This window comes from Candidatus Nealsonbacteria bacterium, assembly GCA_019923625.1.
Lineage (GTDB): Bacteria > Patescibacteriota > Minisyncoccia > Minisyncoccales > RBG-13-42-11 > JAHXGN01.
Genome location: JAHXGN010000003.1, coordinates 1 through 23,283 on the forward strand (window position 1 = coordinate 1; position 23,283 = coordinate 23,283).

18 protein-coding genes and 2 tRNA genes are annotated in these 23,283 nt (G+C 35.2%); 12 read left to right on the forward strand and 8 right to left on the reverse strand.

What is annotated here, in order from left to right; translation table 11 throughout:
* The 7 genes from KY055_00665 to KY055_00695 form a co-directional block, all read left to right on the forward strand.
* A partial coding sequence (locus KY055_00665; protein MBZ1345149.1) for a hypothetical protein occupies positions 1–1,559 on the forward strand: 1,559 nt, incomplete at its 5' end.
* A 69-nt stretch (positions 1,560–1,628) separates the two neighbouring features.
* Positions 1,629–3,359 (forward strand): FAD-dependent thymidylate synthase, encoded by a 1,731-nt coding sequence (thyX, locus tag KY055_00670; GenBank protein MBZ1345150.1) that lies wholly within the window; start codon positions 1,629–1,631, stop codon positions 3,357–3,359.
* 105 nt (positions 3,360–3,464) lie between these two features.
* Positions 3,465–4,742 (forward strand): serine hydroxymethyltransferase, encoded by a 1,278-nt coding sequence (locus KY055_00675; GenBank protein ID MBZ1345151.1) that lies wholly within the window; start codon positions 3,465–3,467, stop codon positions 4,740–4,742.
* Positions 4,743–4,790: 48 nt separating this feature from the next.
* Positions 4,791–5,771 (forward strand): bifunctional 5,10-methylenetetrahydrofolate dehydrogenase/5,10-methenyltetrahydrofolate cyclohydrolase, encoded by a 981-nt coding sequence (locus KY055_00680; protein MBZ1345152.1) that lies wholly within the window; start codon positions 4,791–4,793, stop codon positions 5,769–5,771.
* Positions 5,755–6,450 carry a deoxyribose-phosphate aldolase gene (gene deoC / locus KY055_00685; GenBank protein MBZ1345153.1) on the forward strand — a complete coding sequence of 232 codons (696 nt, stop codon included), beginning with the start codon at positions 5,755–5,757 and terminating at the stop codon, positions 6,448–6,450. Before KY055_00680 ends, deoC begins: the two co-directional genes overlap by 17 nt.
* A gap of 11 nt (positions 6,451–6,461) precedes the next feature.
* Complete coding sequence (gatB, locus tag KY055_00690; protein MBZ1345154.1) at positions 6,462–8,006, forward strand: Asp-tRNA(Asn)/Glu-tRNA(Gln) amidotransferase subunit GatB; 1,545 nt, start codon at positions 6,462–6,464, stop codon at positions 8,004–8,006.
* A gap of 92 nt (positions 8,007–8,098) precedes the next feature.
* Positions 8,099–8,647, forward strand: a complete 549-nt coding sequence (locus KY055_00695) for a hypothetical protein (GenBank protein MBZ1345155.1) — start codon at positions 8,099–8,101, stop codon at positions 8,645–8,647.
* A gap of 7 nt (positions 8,648–8,654) precedes the next feature.
* Here KY055_00695 and miaA read toward each other — a convergent pair whose 3' ends face one another.
* From miaA to KY055_00725, 6 genes are all read right to left on the reverse strand, one after another.
* A complete protein-coding gene (gene miaA / locus KY055_00700) occupies positions 8,655–9,668 on the reverse strand; it encodes a tRNA (adenosine(37)-N6)-dimethylallyltransferase MiaA (protein MBZ1345156.1) in 1,014 nt (337 codons plus the stop codon).
* The gene (locus KY055_00705) at positions 9,641–10,801 is read right to left on the reverse strand and encodes a MiaB/RimO family radical SAM methylthiotransferase (GenBank protein ID MBZ1345157.1); all 1,161 of its coding nucleotides are present in this window, start codon (positions 10,799–10,801) and stop codon (positions 9,641–9,643) included. The genes miaA and KY055_00705 overlap by 28 nt, the downstream gene beginning before the upstream one ends.
* A gap of 101 nt (positions 10,802–10,902) precedes the next feature.
* Positions 10,903–11,577: a Kazal-type serine protease inhibitor family protein gene (locus tag KY055_00710; protein MBZ1345158.1), complete on the reverse strand. Its 675-nt coding sequence runs from the start codon at positions 11,575–11,577 to the stop codon at positions 10,903–10,905.
* Between the two features lie 837 nt (positions 11,578–12,414).
* A complete protein-coding gene (locus KY055_00715) occupies positions 12,415–14,019 on the reverse strand; it encodes a hypothetical protein (protein ID MBZ1345159.1) in 1,605 nt (534 codons plus the stop codon).
* 18 nt (positions 14,020–14,037) lie between these two features.
* The gene (gene thrS / locus KY055_00720) at positions 14,038–15,858 is read right to left on the reverse strand and encodes a threonine--tRNA ligase (protein MBZ1345160.1); all 1,821 of its coding nucleotides are present in this window, start codon (positions 15,856–15,858) and stop codon (positions 14,038–14,040) included.
* Positions 15,859–15,971: 113 nt separating this feature from the next.
* A complete protein-coding gene (locus KY055_00725) occupies positions 15,972–19,208 on the reverse strand; it encodes a DNA polymerase III subunit alpha (protein ID MBZ1345161.1) in 3,237 nt (1,078 codons plus the stop codon).
* A 16-nt stretch (positions 19,209–19,224) separates the two neighbouring features.
* Between KY055_00725 and KY055_00730 the strand changes: the two genes are divergently transcribed.
* The 5 genes from KY055_00730 to rny all read left to right on the forward strand — a co-directional run bounded on the left by KY055_00730 (position 19,225) and on the right by rny (position 22,906).
* Positions 19,225–20,019, forward strand: coding sequence for a ribonuclease HII (locus KY055_00730; protein ID MBZ1345162.1), 795 nt, complete (start codon positions 19,225–19,227; stop codon positions 20,017–20,019).
* A 55-nt stretch (positions 20,020–20,074) separates the two neighbouring features.
* Positions 20,075–20,239 (forward strand): hypothetical protein, encoded by a 165-nt coding sequence (locus KY055_00735; GenBank protein MBZ1345163.1) that lies wholly within the window; start codon positions 20,075–20,077, stop codon positions 20,237–20,239.
* Positions 20,240–20,457: 218 nt separating this feature from the next.
* The gene (locus KY055_00740) at positions 20,458–20,574 is read left to right on the forward strand and encodes a hypothetical protein (GenBank protein MBZ1345164.1); all 117 of its coding nucleotides are present in this window, start codon (positions 20,458–20,460) and stop codon (positions 20,572–20,574) included.
* 401 nt (positions 20,575–20,975) lie between these two features.
* Complete coding sequence (locus tag KY055_00745; protein MBZ1345165.1) at positions 20,976–21,182, forward strand: hypothetical protein; 207 nt, start codon at positions 20,976–20,978, stop codon at positions 21,180–21,182.
* A gap of 194 nt (positions 21,183–21,376) precedes the next feature.
* Positions 21,377–22,906 carry a ribonuclease Y gene (rny, locus tag KY055_00750; protein ID MBZ1345166.1) on the forward strand — a complete coding sequence of 510 codons (1,530 nt, stop codon included), beginning with the start codon at positions 21,377–21,379 and terminating at the stop codon, positions 22,904–22,906.
* 121 nt (positions 22,907–23,027) lie between these two features.
* Here the strand turns inward: rny and KY055_00755 are convergent.
* Positions 23,028–23,099, reverse strand: a tRNA-Gly gene (locus tag KY055_00755).
* A 99-nt stretch (positions 23,100–23,198) separates the two neighbouring features.
* A tRNA-Pro gene (locus KY055_00760) sits at positions 23,199–23,269 on the reverse strand.
* Positions 23,270–23,283: the final 14 nt, after the last annotated feature.

Consider the following 23,283-nt stretch of genomic DNA (forward strand, 5'->3'; position numbering starts at 1 on the left):
AAGGTTATGTTTATCCTTCAGTAATTTTAATGAAAGGAAAAGTTCAAGATAAGAAAAAACAAATACAAGACTTTTTCCAAAAAGAACTTAAAAAAAGCCGAAATAATGAAGAAAATATCTTTAATTATCTACATTTTTTTGACTGGGAAGGTGAAACATTGGAAGAAGGTGAAAAAATCCTTAAACAAAGATATGAAAGAAACAAGAATCTATTAAAAGATATATTATATAAAAATTATAACTTTTACTTTTTAATAAAAGATAATTCTAAAAGAGAAGAAATCTTTTCTGGTCTTAAAAAATTAAGAAAAGTAGAAAAAAATTCTCTTAAAGATTTAAATGACTTTCTTCCTCAATTTGAAAGCATTAAAGAAGATATTCAGCTTCTTTCACTTAAAGATTGGGTAAAGTTATCAGAGTATGGTGAATTTTTAGATTTTGAAAATATTACCAAAGAGATTAAAGAAATTAAGGAAGAAAGATTCAAAGATATCACTTTAGAATCAGTTTTAAGTAATCCTGATAAATATGAGTTTAAAATTTGTAAACAAATAAAAGGGATACAAGATAGGGGAGAAGAAATTAGAACTCCTCAGAAAAAGGAAAAACAACTTCAAAGAGAGATTCAAGATAAAAAAGATCATTTAATTAGAGAAGCAATTCTAAGTTCTCCTAAAAAAAATCTCATAAATTATTTTGAAAAACTATCAACCAAAAAATGGACACTAGGAGATATAACAGAAGATATTGTCTTTGCCACTAGGCTTCATAAAGTTTTAGAAGATAAAGAAGAACAAACAAACAAAGAAATCTTAGAACAACTTTTTATTCAAGGGAAAAGACCTCTTGATTGGAAAAAAAATAGAGATTGGATATCTTTAATGGAAAATAAAATAAACACTACTGCTTGGTTAACCCATTTTTCAAAAGAATATACTACTGTAAAAAGTAAAGATTATGAAAGTTCTTTAGTAGAGAGTAGGAACCGAGAAATAACAGAAATAATTGAACATTTACAAGAAGCAGGTATTGAAATTCCTAAAGAAACAAAAATTGAAAAAATTGAAAGAATTCTTTCAGAAAATAAAGAAAGAATTCCTGTTCATCTTAGCCAAGACATTAAAACCCATATTAGCGCTATTCATTCTCTTGAAGGAACAGAACAAAGTAAGCTTCCTTCAAAGATTATCTTAGAAACAGAAGAAGATCCCTTAAAAACACTTCAAATGGGACAAAAAGTAATTGGTTCTTGTTTAAGAATAAAAGGAGGAAGCGAACAAAGCGCTGTTTGCAATGCAGTAGATATTAATAAAAAAGTAATCTGGGCTAAAAATGAAAAAGGAGAAGTTTTAGGTCGAGTTCTAATTGGAATAAATGAACAAGGAGAATTAAATGCTTTCAGAATTTATAACAATGATCCTCGTATAAATTTAAAAAATGTTTTTGAAGATTTCTTACCTTTTTTAGCCAAAGAATTTAAAACAAAACTTACTGCAAGAGGAGAAATTAAACAATTAGTAGGGGAGAACTGGCATGATGATGGGGCTCGAGATTGGTAACGATTAAATGAATTAGAATAATATTAAAGAAGTTTTTTGAAGAAATTAAAAGCATTCTTGATATTTAATATGGCAAATATCTTAAAAAACAAAGGCAGTCATAGAATATTAGCCATTATGGCAGGTTTAGATGGCGAAAATCCTTTACAGTTAATTGAAATTGCCGGTCGGACCGCCTATCAAAGCAGAGATAAAATTACTGATGAATCAGCTGCTATATTTGTGAAAATGTTAAGAGATAGAGGACATGAAAGCGTTCTTGAGCATTCTTGTATGACAGTAGAATTTAACAATGTTTGCAGGGGATTCTGTTATGATGAAAAAACACAAATTTTAACCAGAGAGGGTTGGAAATATTTTAAAGATGTGGATATCTCTAAAGATTATTTTGCCACTCTTAATTTAAAAACTGAAAATCTAGAGTATCAAAAAGCTATAGATAGAACAGATGTGTTTTGGAATAGTAAAATGTACAAGGTAAAATCTAGTATGGTTGATCTTTTGGTTACACCGAACCATAGAATGGTTGTAAGAAAACCTGATCGTAGAAGATCGGGAGTAAAACAATCACTTTTTATCGCTCAAACACAAGAAATAGTTGGGAAAAGAATATGTTATAAAAAGAACGCTAATTGGAAAGGATGTTATAGAAAATTTTTCTCTTTACCTAAAGTTAAAACTTCGAAACACGGTACAAAGATAGGGTTTAAAGTGGAAATGAATACTTTTCTTCAATTTTTAGGTTACTACTTGTCTGATGGAGGATTAAGTGATTACAAAACAACTAAAGAAGGAAGAACTGGTGGTGTAAAAGTGAGAATTGCGCAGCATAAAAGGCTTATTAAGCAAAAAATAGCTAAAATCTGTAAAAAACTACAATTTAATGTCAAAATTGAGAAATCAGGAATTAGTTTTTCAAATTATGTTTTAGTTCAGTATCTTAGGAAATTTGGCAAAAAAGAAAATAGATTTATACCTAAATTCATAAAAGCATTAGCGCCCAAGCAAATTAAATATTTTGTACAGGCATATATAGAAGGTGATGGTAATATTCATAAGAAAAACCATCATAGAGTAATATACACATCCTCTTCTAAGATAGCAGACGATCTACAAGAGTTATTTCTTAAAATGGGTGAATCTGCAAAGATTAGAGTAGATAATAGGATAGGGGACTCTCATGTTTTGAATAGACAGGTAGTAAATAAGAAAATATTGTCATATATAATTTCAGTCAGTCAAGCAAACCGTTGCGAACCTAGAATAAATACACACGGAAGAAAACATGACTCTTTTGTTAAATATAAAGGAATGGTTAGGTGCGTGACGGTCCCCAATGGAACACTATATGTTCGTAGAAATGGAATTCCCGTTTGGTGTGGAAATACCCATGAGTTAGTGCGCCATAGATTAGCTTCTTTTACCCAAGAATCTACGCGTTATGTTGATGAAAGCAATTTTAAAGCAGTTGTTCCGCCGGACAAAGACCCTAATGAGAAGTTGGTAGAACTGGATTTTCCAAATGGTACAAAAATAAAAGTTTCTTTTCAAGAGTGGATGGATTTGAATGAACAAATGTATCGGGGCTTGAGAAAGGCTGATTGGCTACCAGAAGACGCTCGGCAAGTTTTACCAACTGCCATTAAAGCCCAAATTGTAATGACCGCTAATTTTCGGGAATGGCGACATGTTTTCAAATTACGAACCGCTCCAAACGCTCACTGGGAAATCCGCCAGGTAATGACCAATCTCTTAAACGACGTTAAACAGCGAATACCAGTGATGTTTGACGATATTTAAATGAAATAACTGCGATGACATGTTAGACACCTGACATGTTAGACACTCGGTGTCTAACACCTCTTTTTATTTGTAAAATTAGTAAAATTTTATTAGAATATATTTATAATGAAACTTTCAAAAACTGATCCTAAAATTTACGCTTTAATCAAAAAAGAAATTGCTCGGCAAAAGGAAGGCTTGACTTTAATTGCCTCAGAAAACTACGCCTCTTCAGCTGTTCTGAAAGTTATGGGTACGCCCTTGAGCAATAAGTATTCAGAGGGTTATCCCCAAAAAAGGTATTATGGCGGTAATGAATTTATTGATGAAATTGAGCAGATAGCGATTAATCGGGCAAAAAAATTATTTAAAGCAGAGCAGGCCAACGTTCAGCCCCATTCGGGTTCTCAGGCAAACGCTGCAGTTTATTTAGCCCTGCTTAATTATAGAGACAAGGTTTTAGGAATTGATTTATCGGCCGGCGGCCACTTAACTCACGGTTCTCCGGTTAATTTTTCAGGAAAATTATATAAATTTGCCTATTATGGAGTTAATCCAAAAACAGAAAAGGTTGATTTGAAAGAAGTTGAAAAAATCGCCCTAAAATTTAAACCAAAATTAATTATTGTCAGCACCACTTCTTATTCTAGAAAGCTTGATTTCAAAGGTTTTCGAAAAATTGCTGATAAAGCCAAAGCATATTTAATGGCCGATATTGCCCATATTGCTGGTTTAGTAGTAACTGGTTTTCATCCCCATCCGTTTCCTTATTGCGATGTGGTGACTACCACCACCCATAAAACCCTAAGAGGTCCGAGGGCTGGATTAATATTATCTAAAACTGAAGACAGATTAGATCCAAAAGGAAAACTCAACTTAGCTCAAAAAATTGATAAAGCGGTTTTCCCCGGCACACAGGGCGGACCCTTAGACCATGTAATTGCTGCTAAAGCCGTTTGTTTTTTGGAAGCAATGAAACCTTCTTTTAGGAAGTATCAGGAACAGATTCTCCTTAACGCCAAAGCTATGGCTGATGAATTTATAAAAGAGGGGATAAGAGTGGTAAGCTCCGGAACAGACAACCATTTAATGGTCATAGATGTTTCTCCTTTTGGGGACAGTTCTAAAAAAATCCAGGATGAATTAGATAAGGTTGGCATTTATGTTAACCGCAATGCTATTCCCTTTGACAAAAGACCCCCTTATAATCCTTCGGGTATTAGGCTGGGCTCTCCAGCCATAACCAGCCGGGGATTAAAGGAAAAAGAATCAAGACATGTTGTGCGACTAATTGTAAAATTAATAAAGAATATTAATAATCGAAAAATTAAAAACGAGATTAAAAAAGAAGTAAAAAGGATGGTTAAAAAGTTTCCAATCTACGATGAGTTTAAATTTTAAACTCATCTTCATCTAAGATTTAAATAAGTTTTCAATTTATCTCAATCTATGAGGATTTTCAATGGTAAGAAAACAGCTGAAAAAATCTTATTGGATTTGAAAAAAAGAATATCTAAAGAAAAACTTAAACCCAAATTAGCTGTAATCTTGGTCGGTCAAGACAAAACATCAAAACTCTACATAAAATTAAAAAGAAGGGCGGCTAAAAAAATTGGCATAAAGTTGGTTCTTTATAAATTCAAAAGAAATGTAGTCGATGAAGATAAATCTTCATCTCCGCCCCTTCGCTGTGACGCTCGGGTAGTCGAAGAGGATAAATCCTCTTCTTTACCCTTCGCTAACGCTCGGGTAGTCGAAGAGGATAAATCCTCTTCTTTACCCTTCGCTAACGCTCGGGTAAAAGAAGAAAAAATTATTCAAAAAATAAAAAACTTGAATAATAATTCTTCTGTCCATGGAGTTATTGTTCAGTTACCTCTTCCCAAAAAATTCAATCCGAATAGAATTATAGGAACCATAAATCCAAAAAAGGATGTTGACGGTTTTAGAAAAAACAGCTGCTTTTCGCCTGTATTGCTTTCAGCAATTTTATTTAGCATGAAAAGAGCAACAAAGATTTTCAAAAAAAAGAAAATCGTTGCCTTAGTCAATTCAAAAATTTTAGGGGAAACGTTTAAACTTTTTTTAAAAAAAGAAGGAATTAAAATAGATTATATTTTAACAAAAAAGCATCTCTCTTTTGAAATTAAAAAAGTGCGGGACAAATTAAAGAGGGCAGATGCTCTTGTTGCGGTTCTGGGTCGCCCCAGTTTTATTAAGGGCGATATGATAAAAGATAAGGCAATTTTAATTGATGCCGGCATTACTAAAATTGGACCAAAGAAAGTAGTCGGCGATGTTGATAGAGAAAGCGTAAAAGAAAAAGCGAGCTTCTTAACTCCGGTGCCCGGCGGCATTGGACCCTTAACAGTCGCTTTATTATTAAAAAACACATATTTAGCAGCAAAAAATTATGGAAAACACAGCTAAATTAATTGACCAAACGTTTCTTAAAAAAGGAGCAACCGAGGAAGAAATAAAAAAGGTTTGCCAAGAAACAAAAGAATACGGTTTTCGGGGTTTTTGTATTTTCCCGGAATATACGAAATTAGCCGGAGAATTGCTGAAAGACACCGAGATTAAGGTTATAACTTTAATAGATGAGCCAACCGGCGCTAGTTCTCATGAAGAAAGAATTAAAATGGTAAAAAAAGCCAAAGAAAACGGCTCAGACGAGGTTGATGTGGTCATGAAAATAGATAGTTTTAAAAATGGGAAATACGAGGAGGTTTTAAATGATTTAAAAGAAATCTGCCGGATTTTGCCAATAAAGGTGATAATCGGTTCCGGTTATCTGACCGACGAAGAAATAAAAAAAGCATCGGAAATTACAAAAGAAGCCGGAGCAATTTGCGTCAAAACCGCCACCATAAACGACCCTTTGGACAGGATGGAGTTGCCGGAAAAAGCAAAACATATCAGAATTATGAAAGAATCCGCCCCCGGTTTATTGGTAAAAGCAGCCGGCTCCATCAGAAATTTGCAGGATTTAAAAATGATGGTTGAAGCCGGGGCTGATATTATTGGAACGAGTTCGGGAGTAGAAATTGTCAACGAAGCAAAAGGAAAAGAGATAAAAACAATAGAAGACGGTAGAATAACAGAATAGAATAAAATTTTATGTATCAATCAACCATTGGCCTTGAAGTACACATAGAATTGAATACAAAAAGTAAAATGTTTTGTTCTTGCGCCAATGATCCCAATGAAAGATATCCCAATATTAATGTTTGTCCAACTTGCCTTGGACATCCGGGAACCCTCCCAGCGATAAATAAGGAAGCAGTAAGAAAGGTGATAAAAACCGGTTTGGCTTTGAATTGCCAAATTCCCGAATATTCAAAATTTGACAGGAAAAATTATTTTTATCCCGACCTTCCCAAGGGCTATCAGATATCGCAATATGATATGCCTCTTTGTAGGGAGGGCTATTTGGAAATCAACGGGAAGAAAATTCGCATTCGCCGAGTTCATCTGGAAGAAGATACCGGCAAGCTCATTCATGAAAAAGATTGTTCCTTGGTTGATTTTAATCGGGCCGGAATTCCTTTGATGGAGTTAGTTACTGAACCGGATATTACTTCGGCCAAAGAAGCAAGAAAGTTTGCTGAAACACTCCATTTAATTCTCCATTATCTTGATGTTTCTGATGCCGATATGGAAAAAGGACAGATGAGAGTGGAAGTTAATATTTCTTTGAGCAAAGAGAAAGGAGTATTGGGCACAAAAGTTGAGATAAAAAATCTTAATTCTTTCAAGTCCGTAGAAAGGGCTATTGAATATGAAATTCAAAGGCAAACAGAAATATTAAATAAAAAAGGAAAGGTTATTCAGGAAACGCGGGGTTGGCTCGATGAAGCTACTGCTTCATCTCGCCGCTTCGCTGGCGCTCGCGTGGACGATGTAAAAGGTATTACCGTTTCCCAGAGAGAAAAAGAAGAGGCCCATGATTATAGATATTTTCCTGAACCGGATTTACCACCTCTTCACTTTACCAAAGAAGAAATTCAAAAAATCAAAGCCGAAATTCCTGAACTTCCCCAACAAAGAAGGGAGCGCCTTAAAAAAGAATACAATTTATTAGATAAAGAGGTCGCTGAGGCGAAGCCTCATCTTCCACCTTGTCCCACCCTGGGGAACTCGGCAATTGAAGTTTTTGTTCAAAATAAAGACCTCGGCGAGTATTTTGAAAAAGTGGTTAGTGAACTTGGGCCAAGACTTCCCCGGGAAAAACTTTTAAATCTAATAAAATTAGCCACAAATTATTTAATTACTGATCTGCAAGGATTATTAAAGGAAGTATCGGTTGCCAGTCAGGGGTTTTTAATTACTCCGGAAAATTTTGCTGAATTTATTACCCTAATTTATGAGGGAAAAATTTCATCAAAAATCGCCAAAATAGTTCTTGAAGAGATGTTTAAAACCGGCGCCGACCCTTCTCATATTATTGAAGAAAAAGGATTAGTTCAGATAACTGATGAGACCGAAATTGAAAAAATCATCAAAGAAGTAATTTCTAAAAATCCAAAAGCGGTTGATGACTATAAAAAAGGAAAAGCAAATGCTTTTCAATTCTTAATCGGTCAAATAATGGCTCAAACAAAAGGCAAAGCCAATCCCCAAATAGTCAGAAATGTTTTGAATAAAACTTTGTCAAAAGTTTAATGAAAAGGGATATATGAAAATAGAGTTGACCCCAATAACCCAATAAACACAAAAGGTCGAGCAACAATTATTCTTAATAATTAACTTCAAATATGGAAAATTTTCGCCAAGAGATTCCAAAAAATCAAGAAGGAGAGATAAAAAAAGAAGGAGGAGAGGAGGTGATGAAAGAAGGAGGAGGGATGGAAAAAGAAAAAGTGATTAAAAAAGAGGGCGCGGGAATTCATAGCTTTATATTAAGGGCAATAGAAGGAGAGGAAGTAGGGGTACCAACTGAAAAATTGACGAATATAGAGAGAGAAATCCTTCGAACTTACGAAGGAACAATATTCAAATTGGAAGAAGGAGAAAAAGTTATTAAATTGAAACCTTTGCCCTTATTTGAGAAAGGAAAAAAAACGAGTCTCTATGAAACCATAAAAGAGTTGAATAAGAAAGGAAGGGTTGAGATTCCAGCCGAGGGAGTTTCCATTGAAACACTTAATGAACTTTTTAGAGCTGGAATTAGTGCGGGGTGGAAAAAAAGGGGAGATACCAGTACCCTCATTTTGAAATTTGAACCATGGAGGATAATAATGGATCTAGTTTCAGAAGGAAAAATAGAGATGGGAGAAGAGGAAGAGATAGGGGGAGAGGAATAAAGCCTCTTTATTTATTTTTCAAAAATTTTTCTACTGATTTTCCCGCTTCTTTGTAATCTTTTATCCAAATAATTCTTTTGTCTTTTTTAAACCAGGTCATTTGACGCTTGGCAAAGTGTTCGCTTTCTTTTTGGATTCTCTCTGTCATTTCATTGTATTTTAATTTCCCTTGAAGATATTGGGCGACATGTCGGTATTCTAAGCCAAATTCTTCTAATCTTTTCCAAGACAATCCTGATTTCCTTAGTTTTTTAACTTCGGTTATCAATTTAGGGTGGTGGGTGGGTTGTAGTCTTTTCAAAAGTCGCTTTTTAATTAAGGAGCTTAGCTCCTTTTTTTCTTTTTTAATTCCAATTATCAAAAACCGAGGTTCCGAAGGAAGCGAAGGTGGAGAAGAAGACGAAGTCTTCTTCGACGCTGGATAGGGTAGTGGCGCCCTTTTAAGAGAAGGAACCGGTTTCTTTGTCTTCATTACAATCTCGATTGCCCGAATTAATCTTCTCGGATTTTCTTTTTCAATTGTCTTTGCTCTTCTTGGATCCAGTTCTTTTAAAATTTGGTAAAGTTCTTTAACCGATTTTTTTTCTAATTTTTTTCGTAACTTCCAATCAGGCGGAACCTCAGGAATTATTATTCCATCAACTACTGCCTGAATATAAAAACCAGTCCCGCCGCAAAGAATGGGGATTTTACTTTTTTTAAAAACTTTATTTATTGCCCTTAGGGCTAATTTTCTATATTGAACAATATTAAATCTTGTTTTTGGCGAGGCAACATCAATGCAATAATGTGGAATTCCTTTGTGTGTGAAAATATATTTCTTTTTTACTTGCCCCGTACTAAAATTCGAAGAATTTTTAGTATCGGGGGTTACTTTTCCCGTGCCAATATCCATTCCCCTGTAAACCTGTCTTGAGTCAGCCGAAATAATCTCGCCCTTGATTTTTTTAGCGATTTTCACTGCCAAATCCGATTTCCCGGAAGCAGTTGGCCCTACAATGACAATAAGTTTCTTAGACATTTTTCTCTTCGCTTTTTTTCTTCTAAAGGAACATTGTCTTTTATTTGAAAAGCAGCTGTGCCTGGCCGGGGAGAGTATTTAGAAATATAGGCCAAATTAAATTTGATTTCTTTAAATAATTTGACTGTATTTTCAAATTGTTTTTTTGTCTCTCCAGGAAAGCCAACAATAACATCGGTTGATAAATTAATCTCAGGAATTTTCTTTCTAATTTTTCTAACTATCTTTTTGTACTGTTCCACCGTATACGGCCGGCCCATCTTTTTTAAAATTTCATTATCCCCGGATTGAACCGGCAAATTAAGATATTTTCCAAATTTTTCACACTTGGCTAAAGTATTAATTAATTCATCGGAAAAATCACTGGGATGAGGCGAAGTAAAAAAGAACTTAAAGTCGCCAGGAATATCATTGACCATTTTTAGTAATTTGGCAAAATCTATTATTTTTGATTTTTGATGGTCGCAGAGAACTTCGTTCTCTTCTCCCGCCTCGCTTCCACAAATTGACGCTCGGCTTTTGATTTTTGATTTTGAGCGATAGCGATTGACATTTTGACCCAAAAGCCAAATTTCTCTAAAACCTTTTTGAACAGCATTTTTTACCTCTTTCAAAATTTCTTTATAGTCGCGGCAAACCAAAGGACCCCTGACATAAGGGACAACGCAATAAGCACAAAAATTATTACAGCCATTAGAAATTGGAACGAAAGCCAAAGGAAAAGTTTTATATTTTGGCTCAATTTTCAAATAATCACATACGTAATAATTCGGCGATCGCTTAATTAAGACGTATTCTTTTTTCTTGATCATTTCCGGCCATTTTAGCAGGTTATTAATATCTAAAATAAAATCAAAATGTTTGGCAAATTTTTTTCTATCTTCTTTTAGAATGCAACCCGTTAAAATAGTTTTTAGCTTTTCGTTTTTAGCTTTTAGTTTGTCAAATTTTGGAATTAAGCCATAAACCCTATCAACTGCTGGCTGCCTTACTGAGCACATATTAACCACAATCAAATCGGCCCAATTAATATTTAAGGCAGGTTTATATCCTTTCTTTTCTAAAAACATAGCAATTCGTTCTGAATCGCTCTTATTCATTTGGCAGCCGTAGGTAATAATATGATATTTCATATTGTCTTATCTTAACAGAATTTTCAGCTTTTTTTCAATTCAAAAAACCACTCCCAAGGAACAGTCCCTTGAGAACTCCTTGTGTTTTTGTCCGAGTGTTTTTATCTGATTGGGGGAGGAGGCATTATTTCAGGCATTTCTGTTGGTCTCTCTATCAACGGTATCAACGGCCCTATTATTGGTCTTTCTATTGGCGGTCCTGGTATCCTTATTGGCGGCTCTGGTATCCTTATTGGCGGTTCTGGTATTGGTTTTTCTATTGGCCTACAAACTCCCTTATAATCAACCTCTACTCCAGCTAATCTGGCAAAACATTCGTTGCTGTAAGTTTTGCCATCTTTGCCGCAGACCGGGTCCCATATGGTAATACAAAACCCCGGTTCAGGTCTTTCAGGAGGAACTGGTTGAATCGGTGGTTTCGGAATCTCTATTTCCCCAGGAATAATACATCTTGGAGGTAGGGGACAACCAGTTTCTGGGTCTTTCTCAATAATCATTCTTCCTTCTTTACAGAATCCAGGGATAGGCGGCGCCCAAAAAGGACAATCAATCTTCCCCCCTACAATTTCACTTACCCTCTCAATAATTTTTGTCTTCCCTTTCCCAATTTTTTCTTCTAAATCCCGAATCATTTCAACTTTTTCGTTATCAACTTCTCTTAGTTTTCTGGTCCTAATTTCAGCTCTAAGGTTACCCATAATTTCCAAGTGCTTTTCTTTCTGGCCAGAAATTTTCCCGACATATTCTTGAAACTTTTCTTGGTTTTCAGGGCTCATCTCTTCTAAACCTCTTTGTAATCTTTTCAGGGCATTTTCTTGAGCTCTTCGAATTGCCTCCCTGGCTTCTTCTGGTAATTTCTCTTCCAAATTCTTCAGCACCTCCAGATTCTTAAATTCTTTGAATTGGCTGCCCTCTTGCTCTTCCAGTATTTTATCTAATTTTTCAGTAATTTTTTCATGCCGATCTTCCAGTTTTAACATCACTTCTTGAAATCTTTTCAGATGCTCTTCTCTGGCTTCTTTTATTTTTTCAAAAACAGGAGGCGGAACCTGAGTTTCTAATCTCTGAAGAAGTTTTTGATGCAAGGTCTGTTGATGAATAAATTTATTAAGAAAACTTTCCACCCTCAGATTTTCTCTCGCCCTTTCCCTAATTCTTTCTGTCTGCCTCCTAACCCTTTCTGTCCCTTCTTGATAATTTTCAATGGCTCTCTTTATCGTTTCTAAGTTTTTTTCCATCTCAACTATTTTTCTTACCTCCATCAATTTCTCGTTAGCAAATTTCATTCTCAATTCCGCCCTTCTGACCGGGTCAAAAGTGAAAAAGCTCCGGATTTCTCTGGCCCAATTTTTCAGGAAATAAAAAGGATTATCTGGCAAAAGCCTTGGCTGACCAACTCCTAAATCTTCCGGCTGAACATCTTCATCCAGATTGACTGCTTCAGTGACTTCTGGCAGTGGTGCTTCTGTTTCTTGGGATAAGGTGATGGCTGGAACTAATAACATTCCAGCAAAAATTAGCGTAAGAAAAAATTTAGTTAATTTAGACATAGCGATTTGATTGTTAAGAATAATTGTCGCTCGACCTTTTTACCTTTGCTGACGCTCAGGTATTTAATAAATTTCATCTTTTTTTTCTTTCAGAAAACAACGCCATTGTTCCAAAAATTCGGTAAAGGTCTGAAAAGGATAGTCAATTAAATAATTAAAAAAATTTGAAATAATGTTTATTTTTTTCCACCGAGAGGTTAACCATTTACCCAATTGAGCGACTGGAATAGCGAACAAATCAACTAAAAAATAGAAAACTCCTTCTTTTTCTTCAATTATTTCCAATTCTTTTACTCTTCTTCTAATTTTCATTCCGGCAAAAGAAATTAAACAAATAAAGACTATAAAAACAAAATGAGAAGTAACGGGAAGATGGATTTTAAAAAGAAGCCAGCTGATGAGCCAACAAACCAAACCAAAGCCCGTCAGATAAAAAAGAGTAATTAAAGCTTTGGTTATAGCGCCTCTCGGGGGATAAATTCTTAACTCATAAATATCTTCATTTTTGTTTTGGTAGACAATTTTCATTGTTTCCATTACAGCCATATCAATGTTTTCTTTTTTCGGAAGTTTAATGGTGGCAATTAAAAAATACATCAAAAAAGTGGGACCAAGAACATTTACTGCTATTCCCAAAAAAGTAAACTCTCCCCAAACCAGTTTAGCCAAGGGAAATTCAATCAAAAAAAGAGAAAGAACATTAGAGATAAAAATAGAAAGAGTGGCAAAAAAAGCGGCTCGGCTTAACCTGGTTTTTATGTTTTTTGCTCTTTTTTGATAAAATTCTTTTATCTTGCCTTCTAATATTTCCGGCTTAAAAACCTTTTCTTTTATTCCCATCGGGTCTTCTGCTAAAATATCTCCTAAAATAAAATAGGCCGTGTCGTATTTCTCGCAAACTTTATAGAATTTACTAGCCAGCCGATGATTTAAGTCCTTTTCAATTTCTTTCCGGATTGAATAAATGTTTTGAGAGATTTGAGATAATTCTTGAGCCGAAAGATTTTTCCAGTTTGGATATCTTTTTTTTAAAAGATTGTAACTGATAGATGATTCATCCAAATTAAAAAGGGCTTTTTGGACGGCAATAAAAATTTGTTTATTTTTTTCTTCTTGGCTTAGACCGCCGATTACCAACACTCCTTCTTTTACTTTTATCCTCCTTTTCATTACCTCTGTCATATAATCCATTAAAGCCATTTCTTTTGAGGGAGAAGAAAGAGTTTCTTCTATTTCCGAAGAAGCAATTTCTAAAATCCAGTTAAACAACCGAATTTTTAATTTTTCTTTTGGCGGCGGGGGGCTGTTTTTGGAAAGATAGAGATATTTATCTATTATTTTTTGAACTTCTTCTATCTTTGATTCTTCAATTTTATCATTGGGATAATGCCCCCCCCTGATTAATTCTAAAATTAGCGGTTGAGCGATTTTTTCTTCCTTTTCCAGAAAAAAAACCCTTCTTTTTAAAACTCTTTCAATCGCTCCTTTTCTAAAAAGATGTTCGTCTCTCCAATCAATTATTCCCCTCATTTTTTCATAAAAGGAGGCTACTTTTGAAGCAATTTCATCTACCTGGATGGTTGAAACACCCTCTTTTTTTCCCAAGGACTGATACCAGGTTTGGTATTTTTGAATAAGTTTCTGAGTGGACTCTGATAATTCTGGCATATTTTTATTAATTATTGGCTATTTCTTTTGTTTTGTTTCTATTTTAATTTTTTCTATAAATTTGTCTATTTTCATCATTCCAATATCACCTTTACCTCTTTTCCTGACCCCGACCGATTTTTCTTTAACTTCCTTGTTTCCGACAACTAAAAGATAGGGAATTTTTTGAATTTCCCCCTCTCTGATTTTCTTTGAAACCGTCTCATTTTCACTTCTAACTTCAACCCTAAAGGAGCTAAGCTCCTTTTTTACTTTTTGGGCGTATTTTTTGTGGCCAGAGCCAACCGGTATTATCCAAACTTGTTCGGGAGAAAGCCATAAAGGTAAAGCCCCGGCATAATGCTCAAGTAAAACGCCAATAAATCTTTCCATTGACCCCAAAACCGTCCGGTGAATCATTACCACTTCTCTTTTTTTACCCTTGTTGTCAATATAAGTTAAATCAAATTTTTCCGGGAAATTGAAATCAACCTGAATGGTTGGTCCCTGCCACGGCCGGCCGATAGCGTCAATCAATTTAATATCAATTTTAGGTCCGTAAAAAACCGCTTCTCCTTCAGCTCTTTTGTATTTAATTTTCTTTTTTTTCAAAACATATTCCAGGGCATTTTCCGCTTTCTGCCAAATTTTATTATCACCCAAATACTTTGACTTATTTTTCAGGTCACGGACCGAAAGGTCAACTTCATATTTCTTAAATCCAAAAAAGGCAAGCATAAAAAGAGCCAAATCCAAAACACCTTTAACTTCTTCAGTTATTTGGTCCCCTGCGCAAAAAATATGAGCATCATCCTGGGTAAAACCCCTAACCCTTAAAAGCCCATGTAAAACGCCTGCTTTTTCATAACGATAAACCGCGCCTAATTCACAATAGCGAAGGGGTAAGTCCCTATAGGAGCGAATTTGGGATTTGTAAATTTGAACATGAAAAGGACAGTTCATTGGTTTGAGAAGATATTGTTCCTCATCAATGCCGATTGGATTGTATAAATTTTCCCGATAAAATTCCCAATGACCGGATGTCTTCCAAAGATTTAAATTGCCGATATGGGGCGAATAAACATATTGATAGCCCCTTTTTTGATGCTCTTTTTTCCAAAAATCTTCAATAAGATGACGGATAATTGCTCCCTTAGGATGAAAAATAACCAATCCGGAGCCGACTTGCTCCGAAATATTAAAAAGGTCTAATTTTTTACCCAAAAGCCGATGGTCTCTTTTTTCTGCCTCTTTTTCAAGTTTAAGATAGTCAGCCAGTTCTTTTTTTGTTTGAAAAGCAAGGCCATAGATTCTGGTCAGCATTACGTTTTTTTCAGAGCCCCTCCAGTAAGCGCCGGCAATTTTAGTCAGCTTAAAAGCATCCGGGTTAATTTCTTTAGTCGATTTTACATGGGGCCCGGAGCATAAATCAACAAAATCCCCAGATTGATAAATTTGCAGGGGTTTGACCTGTGCAACTTCTTCAATTACCCGAACGTTAGCGAAGGGTGAAGAAGAGGATTTATCCTCTTCGACTAGCTCTAATTTGTAGGGTTGGTTCTTGAAGATTTTTTTGGCTTCTTTTTTGGAGATAATTTTTTTCTCAAATTTGATATTCTGTTTAATTAATCCCCTTATTTTCTCTTCTATTACCTGAAGCGAAGCGAGGGTGAGAGATGAGACTTTGCTCTCAGCGATCTTTGGCAAATCTTCAGGAGCTAAGCTCCTTTTTAAGTCAAAATCATAATAAAATCCATTTTCAATCGCCGGGCCAATGCCAAACTTAGTTCCGGGATATAATTCCTGAACCGCGTAAGCCATAATATGAGATAAAGAATGTCGTATTGTTTCTATACGCATAAATGTCTAATTTCTAATTAACCTAATTTCTTTTTTATAATTGACATAGGTTTGACAATCTTCAGGAGCTTAGCTCCTTTTTAAGGAGCTAAGCTCCTTTTTATGCCATATTTTTAACTCTCTAAAATTTCTTCTATTTCTTTGCAGATTAGTTTGGGCACGTTGTCGCGGTTGTCGACCCTGCCCGAGACCAAAACGATTTTGTTTTCCTGAAAGGCAGTAGGATTTCTTTCAATTACTCCGGGGAAAACAACAACCTCAATTTTATCCGATAAGTCCTCTAAATTCATAAAAAGCATTGGTTTGCCGTTTTTGGTAATAATTTTTTTTATTGAAGAAATAAGGCCAAGTATTTTTATAAATTGATTTGAATTTTGAGCCGGAAAACCATAATTATTTAATTTGAGACCCAAATCATTTTTTACTTTTTCAATACTTAGGGTTTTTTTAGAAAAAATATTTTTGAAACCTTCTAAAGGATGGGAAGTAACAAAAAGACCCAGAAGTTCTTTTTCCCAATTTAATTTTTCGGTTTTGCTAGCCGGTTTTGCCGGAGAAAGTTGAAATTTGATATTAGCCATGTTTTCATGTCCGTCAAAAAGTCCCCTTTGACCGCTATTTTTTGATTTTTGGTTTTCTCTTGACAATTCTAATAATTTTTCTAAATTAAACAAAAACTGATTTCTTTCAATCATTTTATCAAAAGCCCCGGCCTTGATTAAACTTTCTAAAGATTTTTTGTTAAGGTATTTTAAATCTATTCGTCCGAAAAAATTCTCAATTGAAAGATAATGACCCGATTTTTTTCTTTCTTCAACTATTGCCTCAACCAAATTTGAACCAACATTTTTAATTACCAATAAACCAAAGCGAATTTGATTTTTTTTGGGGACAACGCTGAAAAAAGCGAAACTTTCATTAATATCGGGCGGCAAAACCTCAATTCCCATTTTTTTACACTCTTCAATCAAAAAACCAACCCTTTCAACATCCTGCTTTTCTGAGGTTAAAAGAGAAGCCATAAATTCTACTGGAAAATGCGTTTTTAAATAGGCGGTTTGATAGGCAATGAGAGCATAAGTGGCGCCATGGCTTCGATTAAAGGAATATTGGGCAAAGGGTTCAATCCAATGCCAGATTTGAATGGCAATACTTTCATCAATTTTATTTTTTTTACAGCCATTGATAAATTTTTCTTTTTGGTCCATCAATAGTTTTTTAATTTTTTTACCAATGGCTTTTCTTAAGACATCGGCTTCGGTTAAGGTAAAGCCGGCTAATTCCCGAACGATTTTCATAATTTGTTCCTGATAAAGCGGAATTCCGTAAGTTGATTCTAAAATCGGTTTTAATTTCGGGTGCAAGAACGTAATTTTTTTCTTTTCTTGTTTTCCTTCAATATAATCCGGGATAAATTGCATGGGGCCGGGCCGGTAAAGAGAAACCATAGCAATAATATCTTCAAACTCGGTTGGTTTTAATTGTTTTAAATAATGTCGCATCATCGATGACTCTAACTGGAAGACCCCGACTGTCTCGCCTCGCTGTAATAATTTAAAAGTTTCTTTATCACCAAGAGCAATATTTTCAATATCAACTGATTTTCCCTGAACTTTGTAAATCCGGGCCAAAGTATCTTCAATAATGGTTAAGTTTTTCAGCCCCAAAAAATCCATTTTTAATAATCCCAAATCTTCTATTGCGTGCATTTCATATTGGCTGACAATGATTTTTTCATTTTGGGTTGGATGCTGCAAAGGAACAATTTCATCTAAGGGTTTGGCTGAAATTACCACCCCGCAGGCGTGGGTTGAAGCGTGCCGGGCGCAGCCTTCCAGTTTTTTGGCAAAATCAATCAGTTTTTGGGCTTGGGGGTCGGAAAGATAAATTTGGCGAAATTCATCAACACCGGCCAGGACCTGGTCTAAAGTTAAGCCAAAGGGAATCATTTTGGCTAATTTATCACAATATTTGTAAGGATAATTGAGAACCCGGCCGACATCTCTGACTACAGCTCTGGCCGCCATTGTGCCAAAAGTAATAATTTGGACTACCTTATTCCGGCCGTATTTTTCAATTACATAATTTATTACCTCATCTCTTCTTCGGTCAGCGAAATCTAAGTCAATATCAGGGGGAGCGACCCGTTCGCTGGTGAGAAACCTTTCAAATAGAAGATTGTATTTTAAAGGGTCAACATTGGTAATGTTCAAAACATAGGAAACCAAAGAACCCGCGACCGACCCGCGGCCCGGACCCACTACAATCCGATTTTCTTTCGCCCAATTGACAAAATCCTGGACAATTAAAAAGTAAGAGGCAAAGCCGGTTTGTTTAATCACTGATAATTCATAGTTTAATCGGTCAAGAATTTCCTTGAATTTCGGATTTCGGATTTCGGATTTCGGATTTTCAATATTGTATCGCTTTTTTAATCCCTGATAACAAAGTTCTTCTAAATATTCATCTGTTGATTTTCCGTTTGGTGTTTCAAATTGAGGAAGCATAACTTTCCCTAATTCAAATTGAAAATTACACATTTCAGCGATTTTTTGAGTATTTTCAATTGCTTCCGGTATATCCTTAAAATCTTTGAGCATTTGCTCCGGGCTTTTCATTGAAAAATCATCAAGTTTCATCGTTAATCTTTCCGGGTCGTCCGGTTTGGCTCCGGTATTGATTAACATTAGAATATCCTGAACTTCGGCATCCTCTGATTTTAAATAATGAACATCGTTGGTGGCTACCAAAGGAATTTTCAATTTTTGAGAGAGAGAAATTAAAGTCCTATTAACCTTTTTCTGGTCTTCAAAATTCGGGTGGTGCTGAATTTCAAAATAAAAATTTTCTTTGCCGAAAATTTCTTGATACCTTAGGGCTAAACTTTCTGCCTCCTCAATTTTTTTTGTCAAAATTAATTGAGGGATTTTACCTGCCAAACAAGAGGTTAAGGCAATTAATCCTGAGGAGTATTGAGCCAACAATTCTTCATCAATTCTCGGTTTGTAATAAAACCCTTCCAGGTGAGCCCTGGTAATCAGTTTTACCAAATTTTTGTAACCTTGTTCGTTTTTAACCAATAAAACGAGATGATATTTTTTATCATCAATGTTCGGCCTTTCCTGGGTCATTTTTTCAAAGGCCATGTACATCTCGGCTCCAATTATTGGTTTTATTCCTTTTTCTTTCGCTTTTTTGTAAAATTCAATCGCTCCATATAAAACACCATGGTCGGTTAAAGCAACCGAATCCATTGCCAATTTCTGAACATACTCTAAAAGCTCGTCAATTTTCGGAAGGCCATCAAGTAGAGAATAATGACTATGCACGTGGAGATGAGTAAATTTCATGTTATATTAGTATAATATGAAACATCCATCCCTTCAAGAAGAAAGAAAATTATGGAAAAAGGGATATAAAAGAGTGGCTGGTTTAGATGAAGCTGGAAGAGGACCCATCGCAGGCCCAGTCATAGCTTGTGCTGTAATGATAGAAAATCCTAAATTCAAAGCACTAAATCCTAAACAATATCAAAATCCAAAATTCAAATGTTCAAAACACGTTTTGAATTTTGGTCATTTGGATTTGGATATTATTTCGAATTTAGGATTTCGGATTTTGGATTTAAAGATTCGGGATTCCAAAAAACTCACCCCAAAAGCACGAGAAAGATTTTATAGGATATTAACAACCCATCCCGGAATTTTGTGGGGGATAGGCAGGGTTTCTGAAAAAGTAATTGATAAAATTAACATTTTAGAGGCAACAAAATTGGCAATGATTAAAGCTCTTAAAAATTTAGAAAAAAAATTAAAAAAACAAAAATACCATATTTTCTACAATCGTAGGAAATGTAGTATAATAGACATTTTGGTTTTAGATGGAAATTTTAGACTCAATTTACCCCTGTCTCAAAAATCAATAATCAAAGCCGATGAGAAAGTTTTTTCCTGTGCGGCCGCCAGTATAATCGCCAAGGTCTGGCGTGATAGAATAATGCAAAGATACCACAAAAAATATCCTCAATATGGTTTTGCTCAACACAAGGGCTACCCAACTAAATATCATTTAAAAATGCTGAAGAAATACAGCCCCTGCAAAATCCACAGAAAAAGCTTTAAACCATTGAAAAGATTTACAAACTTGGCTAAACTAAGATAAGCCGAGAACATAGGAATTTTACAAAAAATAAGATATAATATATAATAAAAGAACTATGGATATTATTAAAAAGATTCGGCAAGTTCTGGCAATAAAACTTCCTGACTGGGTTGGCATTCTATGTTATGTCCTTTTGGCTGTTTTTGGTCTTCTTACAATTCTTGCCCTTCTCTTCCCTGAATGGGTAGGTAATTTCCTTGTTGAATATATTGGATTTTAAAATAGTTACAATAATCAGTACCCGACACTACTTATAGAACCTTCGGGGAAAAAGAATAAGCAGTGTCGGGTACTGATTAAGGTTAAAAATAGTTAAAAATAGGGTTGACCCTATAAAAATTTAATTATAAGTATGTTTATTTTCAAAAATGTATTCAAAAAATCTAATCTCAGAGAGAGAGAGAGAGAGTTAAAGGTCTCTCTAAAAAGAGCTTCACCCTGGTTGAATTGCTGATTGTTATTAGCATTCTCGGTCTTTTGGCAAGCATTCTTTTGGCTGCTACTGGCGGCGTAAGAGTGAAAATTAAAAAAGGGACGGGTACTTTTTTTCATTAGGAGTAAGGCAATAAGGTAAAAAGAAAAGAGGCAAAAAGTACCCGTCCCTTTTTGTTACTGGTTTTCTGTGGAAAAATGGGGTCAACTCTATTTTTAACCTTAATCAGTACCCGACACTACTTATTCTAGTGACAGTGCAAAAGAAAAAGGGACGGGTACATTTTTTATGGATCATTTCCAGAAAAAGGAGCTAAGCTCCTTTATGGATCATTTCCAGAAAAAGGAGCTAAGCTCCTTTAAGGCTTTATAGGGAATAGGGTGTTAGACACCGAGTGTCTAACATGACAATATTGCAAAAGAAAAAGGGACGGGTACCTTTTTTACGGAACGTTATTTTGTATCTCGTGGGCGTCCAAAAATTTGACGCTAATTTTTAAAAAGAATATAATGAAAGTAGATGTATGAGCAATACCATTACTATTCCTAAAAAATTAGTTAAAGAGGTTGATAAAATAACTCGTGACTTTGGAATTTCCAATGAAGATTTTTTATTGAGTGCGATTTTGTATTATCTCAAGGGTTTAAAAGAAAGAGCAAATCTAAAAAAAGAGCTGGAAATGTGGGAAAAGATTAGCGATCGAGACCTTTTAAAGTTTGAAAAAATGTAACGAGGCCTTGCTTCGTTACATTTTTTTAGGGGCAAAAGATATGAAAACAACCTGAAAATTCCGGGTTGTTTTTTTTGACAATTTTTAGAAAATTCGCTATCATTTTAATTGACTACAAACTTAAATTTGGATTTTGGTGTTTTTCAACATTAAATTCAAAAAAATGTTAGATATCAAATTACCAACTCAAAAATATGAATCAACTAGAGGTTATATTTATAATAACGGGCTCTTTGATTATAGGAGCAATTTTGGGCTATTATGCTCGCCAATCAATTGCCCAAAAACAGGTTGGCACCATAGAAGCAAAACTTCAAAAGAAAATTTTAAAAGCCAGAGAAGTATCTGAAGAAATTTTATCAACTGCCAAAGAAAAAGCCAGAGAAATCAGCCAAACCCTTAAAAAAGAGGAAGACGAGCGAAGAAGCGAGACTTTAAGGTTAGAAAAAATTTTATTTAAAAGAGAAAACATTTTAGATAAGAGAATTTCCGACCTTGAATTGGAACAAAAAAATTTTCAAGAAAAAGTGGCTCGGCTTAAAGAGATAAAAGAAAGTCTTGAGGGACTAAAACAAGAATGTTTGAATAATTTGGAAAGAATTGCCGAATTATCAAAAGAAGAAGCAAAAAAAGAGCTTTTTGAAAATTTGGAAAAAGAATATCGGTCGGAAATTTTAGAAAAAATAAAAAAAATAGAAAAAGAGGATTTGGAAAAATTTGAAAGGAAAGCAAAAGAAATATTAACCACGGCTATTCAAAAATGCACCATTTCCCAAACGCAGGAAATTACAACCACGTCCCTGCCCCTGCCTTCGGAAGATATTAAGGGTAAAATTATTGGAAAAGAAGGCCGCAACATCAGAACTTTGGAGAAATTGACCGGAGTTGAAGTAATTATTGATGAAACACCTCAGACCCTGATTATTTCCGGATTTGACCCCATTCGCCGCCAAATTGCCAAGATATCTTTGGAAAAACTAATTCGGGATGGCAGAATTCAACCGGCCAGAATTGAAGAAAAAGTTGAAGAGGCAAAAAAAGAAATTACCTCTCAAATTAAAGAAGCCGGAGAAACAGTTGTCTACGAACTTGGCTTAATTGGTTTTGATTTAAAGCTAATTCAATTATTGGGTAGATTAAAATTTAGAACCAGTTATGGTCAAAGTGTTCTTTTACATTCTTTGGAAGTGGCTTATTTGGCATCAGCCCTGGCAAGCGAAATCGGAGCCAATTCTTTAATTTGTAAAAAAGCCGGGCTTTTACACGACATTGGCAAAGCCCTTGACCATCAAATAGAGGGCTCTCATACCGAGATTGGAATTAAAGTTCTGGAAAAATTTGGAGTAGAAAAAGAGGTTATTTGGGCAATGAAATCTCATCATGAAGAACATCCTTACGAAAACTTGGAAGCGGTTTTGGTTCAAGTGGCTGATCAAATTTCCGGAGCCAGGCCCGGGGCAAGAAGAGACAATTTTGAGAATTATTTAAAACGACTGACTGACTTGGAAAACATTGCCACTTCTTTTAACGGAGTGGAAAAGGCCTGGGCTTTACAGGCCGGCCGGGAAATAAGGGTCTTTGTCAAACCAGAAGAGATTGACGATTTAACGGCTAAAAAATTAGCCCGAGAAATTGCCGGCAGAATTCAAGAAGAATTAAAATATCCCGGTGAAATAAAAGTTAATGTTATCAGGGAAATGAGAGTGATAGAATATGCGAAGTGAAAAATAGAAATTTAAAATTGGAAATTATAAAACGGCGTTAAAGCGCCGTTTTTCATTGCGATTCAAGCTACGAGCATCTGCCTGCGCAGAGGCGAAGCGCAAAAAGAGATTTATCTCTTTGAGCGGGTGAAGGGAGTCGAACCCTCGTCTACTCCTTGGAAGAGAGTTATAATAGCCGTTATACGACACCCGCAAATTCGAGGTACCCAGATTTGAACTGGGACTAAATCTTTACCCCGTAGGGAGCTTTGCTCTCCTTCGGGGCTCCCACCCCAGTACTAAAAATTAACTTTCGGGGCGCCGAGATTCGAACTCGGGCTAAATACTCCCAAAGCACTCGTGCTACCATTACACCACGCCCCGTTAATTTTATTTAT

What these genes read in the sequence shown, in the direction of transcription:
- miaA (MBZ1345156.1), bottom strand. Translation starts at nt 9,668, where the DNA reads ATGTCTAAGAAACTTATTGTCATTGTAGGGCCAACTGCTTCCGGGAAA.
- gatB (MBZ1345154.1), top strand. Translation starts at nt 6,462, where the DNA reads ATGTATCAATCAACCATTGGCCTTGAAGTACACATAGAATTGAATACA.
- thrS (MBZ1345160.1), bottom strand. Translation starts at nt 15,858, where the DNA reads ATGCGTATAGAAACAATACGACATTCTTTATCTCATATTATGGCTTAC.
- KY055_00715 (MBZ1345159.1), bottom strand. Translation starts at nt 14,019, where the DNA reads ATGCCAGAATTATCAGAGTCCACTCAGAAACTTATTCAAAAATACCAA.
- thyX (MBZ1345150.1), top strand. Translation starts at nt 1,629, where the DNA reads ATGGCAAATATCTTAAAAAACAAAGGCAGTCATAGAATATTAGCCATT.
- KY055_00705 (MBZ1345157.1), bottom strand. Translation starts at nt 10,801, where the DNA reads ATGAAATATCATATTATTACCTACGGCTGCCAAATGAATAAGAGCGAT.
- KY055_00695 (MBZ1345155.1), top strand. Translation starts at nt 8,099, where the DNA reads ATGGAAAATTTTCGCCAAGAGATTCCAAAAAATCAAGAAGGAGAGATA.
- KY055_00735 (MBZ1345163.1), top strand. Translation starts at nt 20,075, where the DNA reads ATGGATATTATTAAAAAGATTCGGCAAGTTCTGGCAATAAAACTTCCT.
- KY055_00745 (MBZ1345165.1), top strand. Translation starts at nt 20,976, where the DNA reads ATGAGCAATACCATTACTATTCCTAAAAAATTAGTTAAAGAGGTTGAT.
- deoC (MBZ1345153.1), top strand. Translation starts at nt 5,755, where the DNA reads ATGGAAAACACAGCTAAATTAATTGACCAAACGTTTCTTAAAAAAGGA.
- rny (MBZ1345166.1), top strand. Translation starts at nt 21,377, where the DNA reads ATGAATCAACTAGAGGTTATATTTATAATAACGGGCTCTTTGATTATA.
- KY055_00680 (MBZ1345152.1), top strand. Translation starts at nt 4,791, where the DNA reads ATGAGGATTTTCAATGGTAAGAAAACAGCTGAAAAAATCTTATTGGAT.
- KY055_00725 (MBZ1345161.1), bottom strand. Translation starts at nt 19,208, where the DNA reads ATGAAATTTACTCATCTCCACGTGCATAGTCATTATTCTCTACTTGAT.
- KY055_00730 (MBZ1345162.1), top strand. Translation starts at nt 19,225, where the DNA reads ATGAAACATCCATCCCTTCAAGAAGAAAGAAAATTATGGAAAAAGGGA.
- KY055_00710 (MBZ1345158.1), bottom strand. Translation starts at nt 11,577, where the DNA reads ATGAGCCCTGAAAACCAAGAAAAGTTTCAAGAATATGTCGGGAAAATT.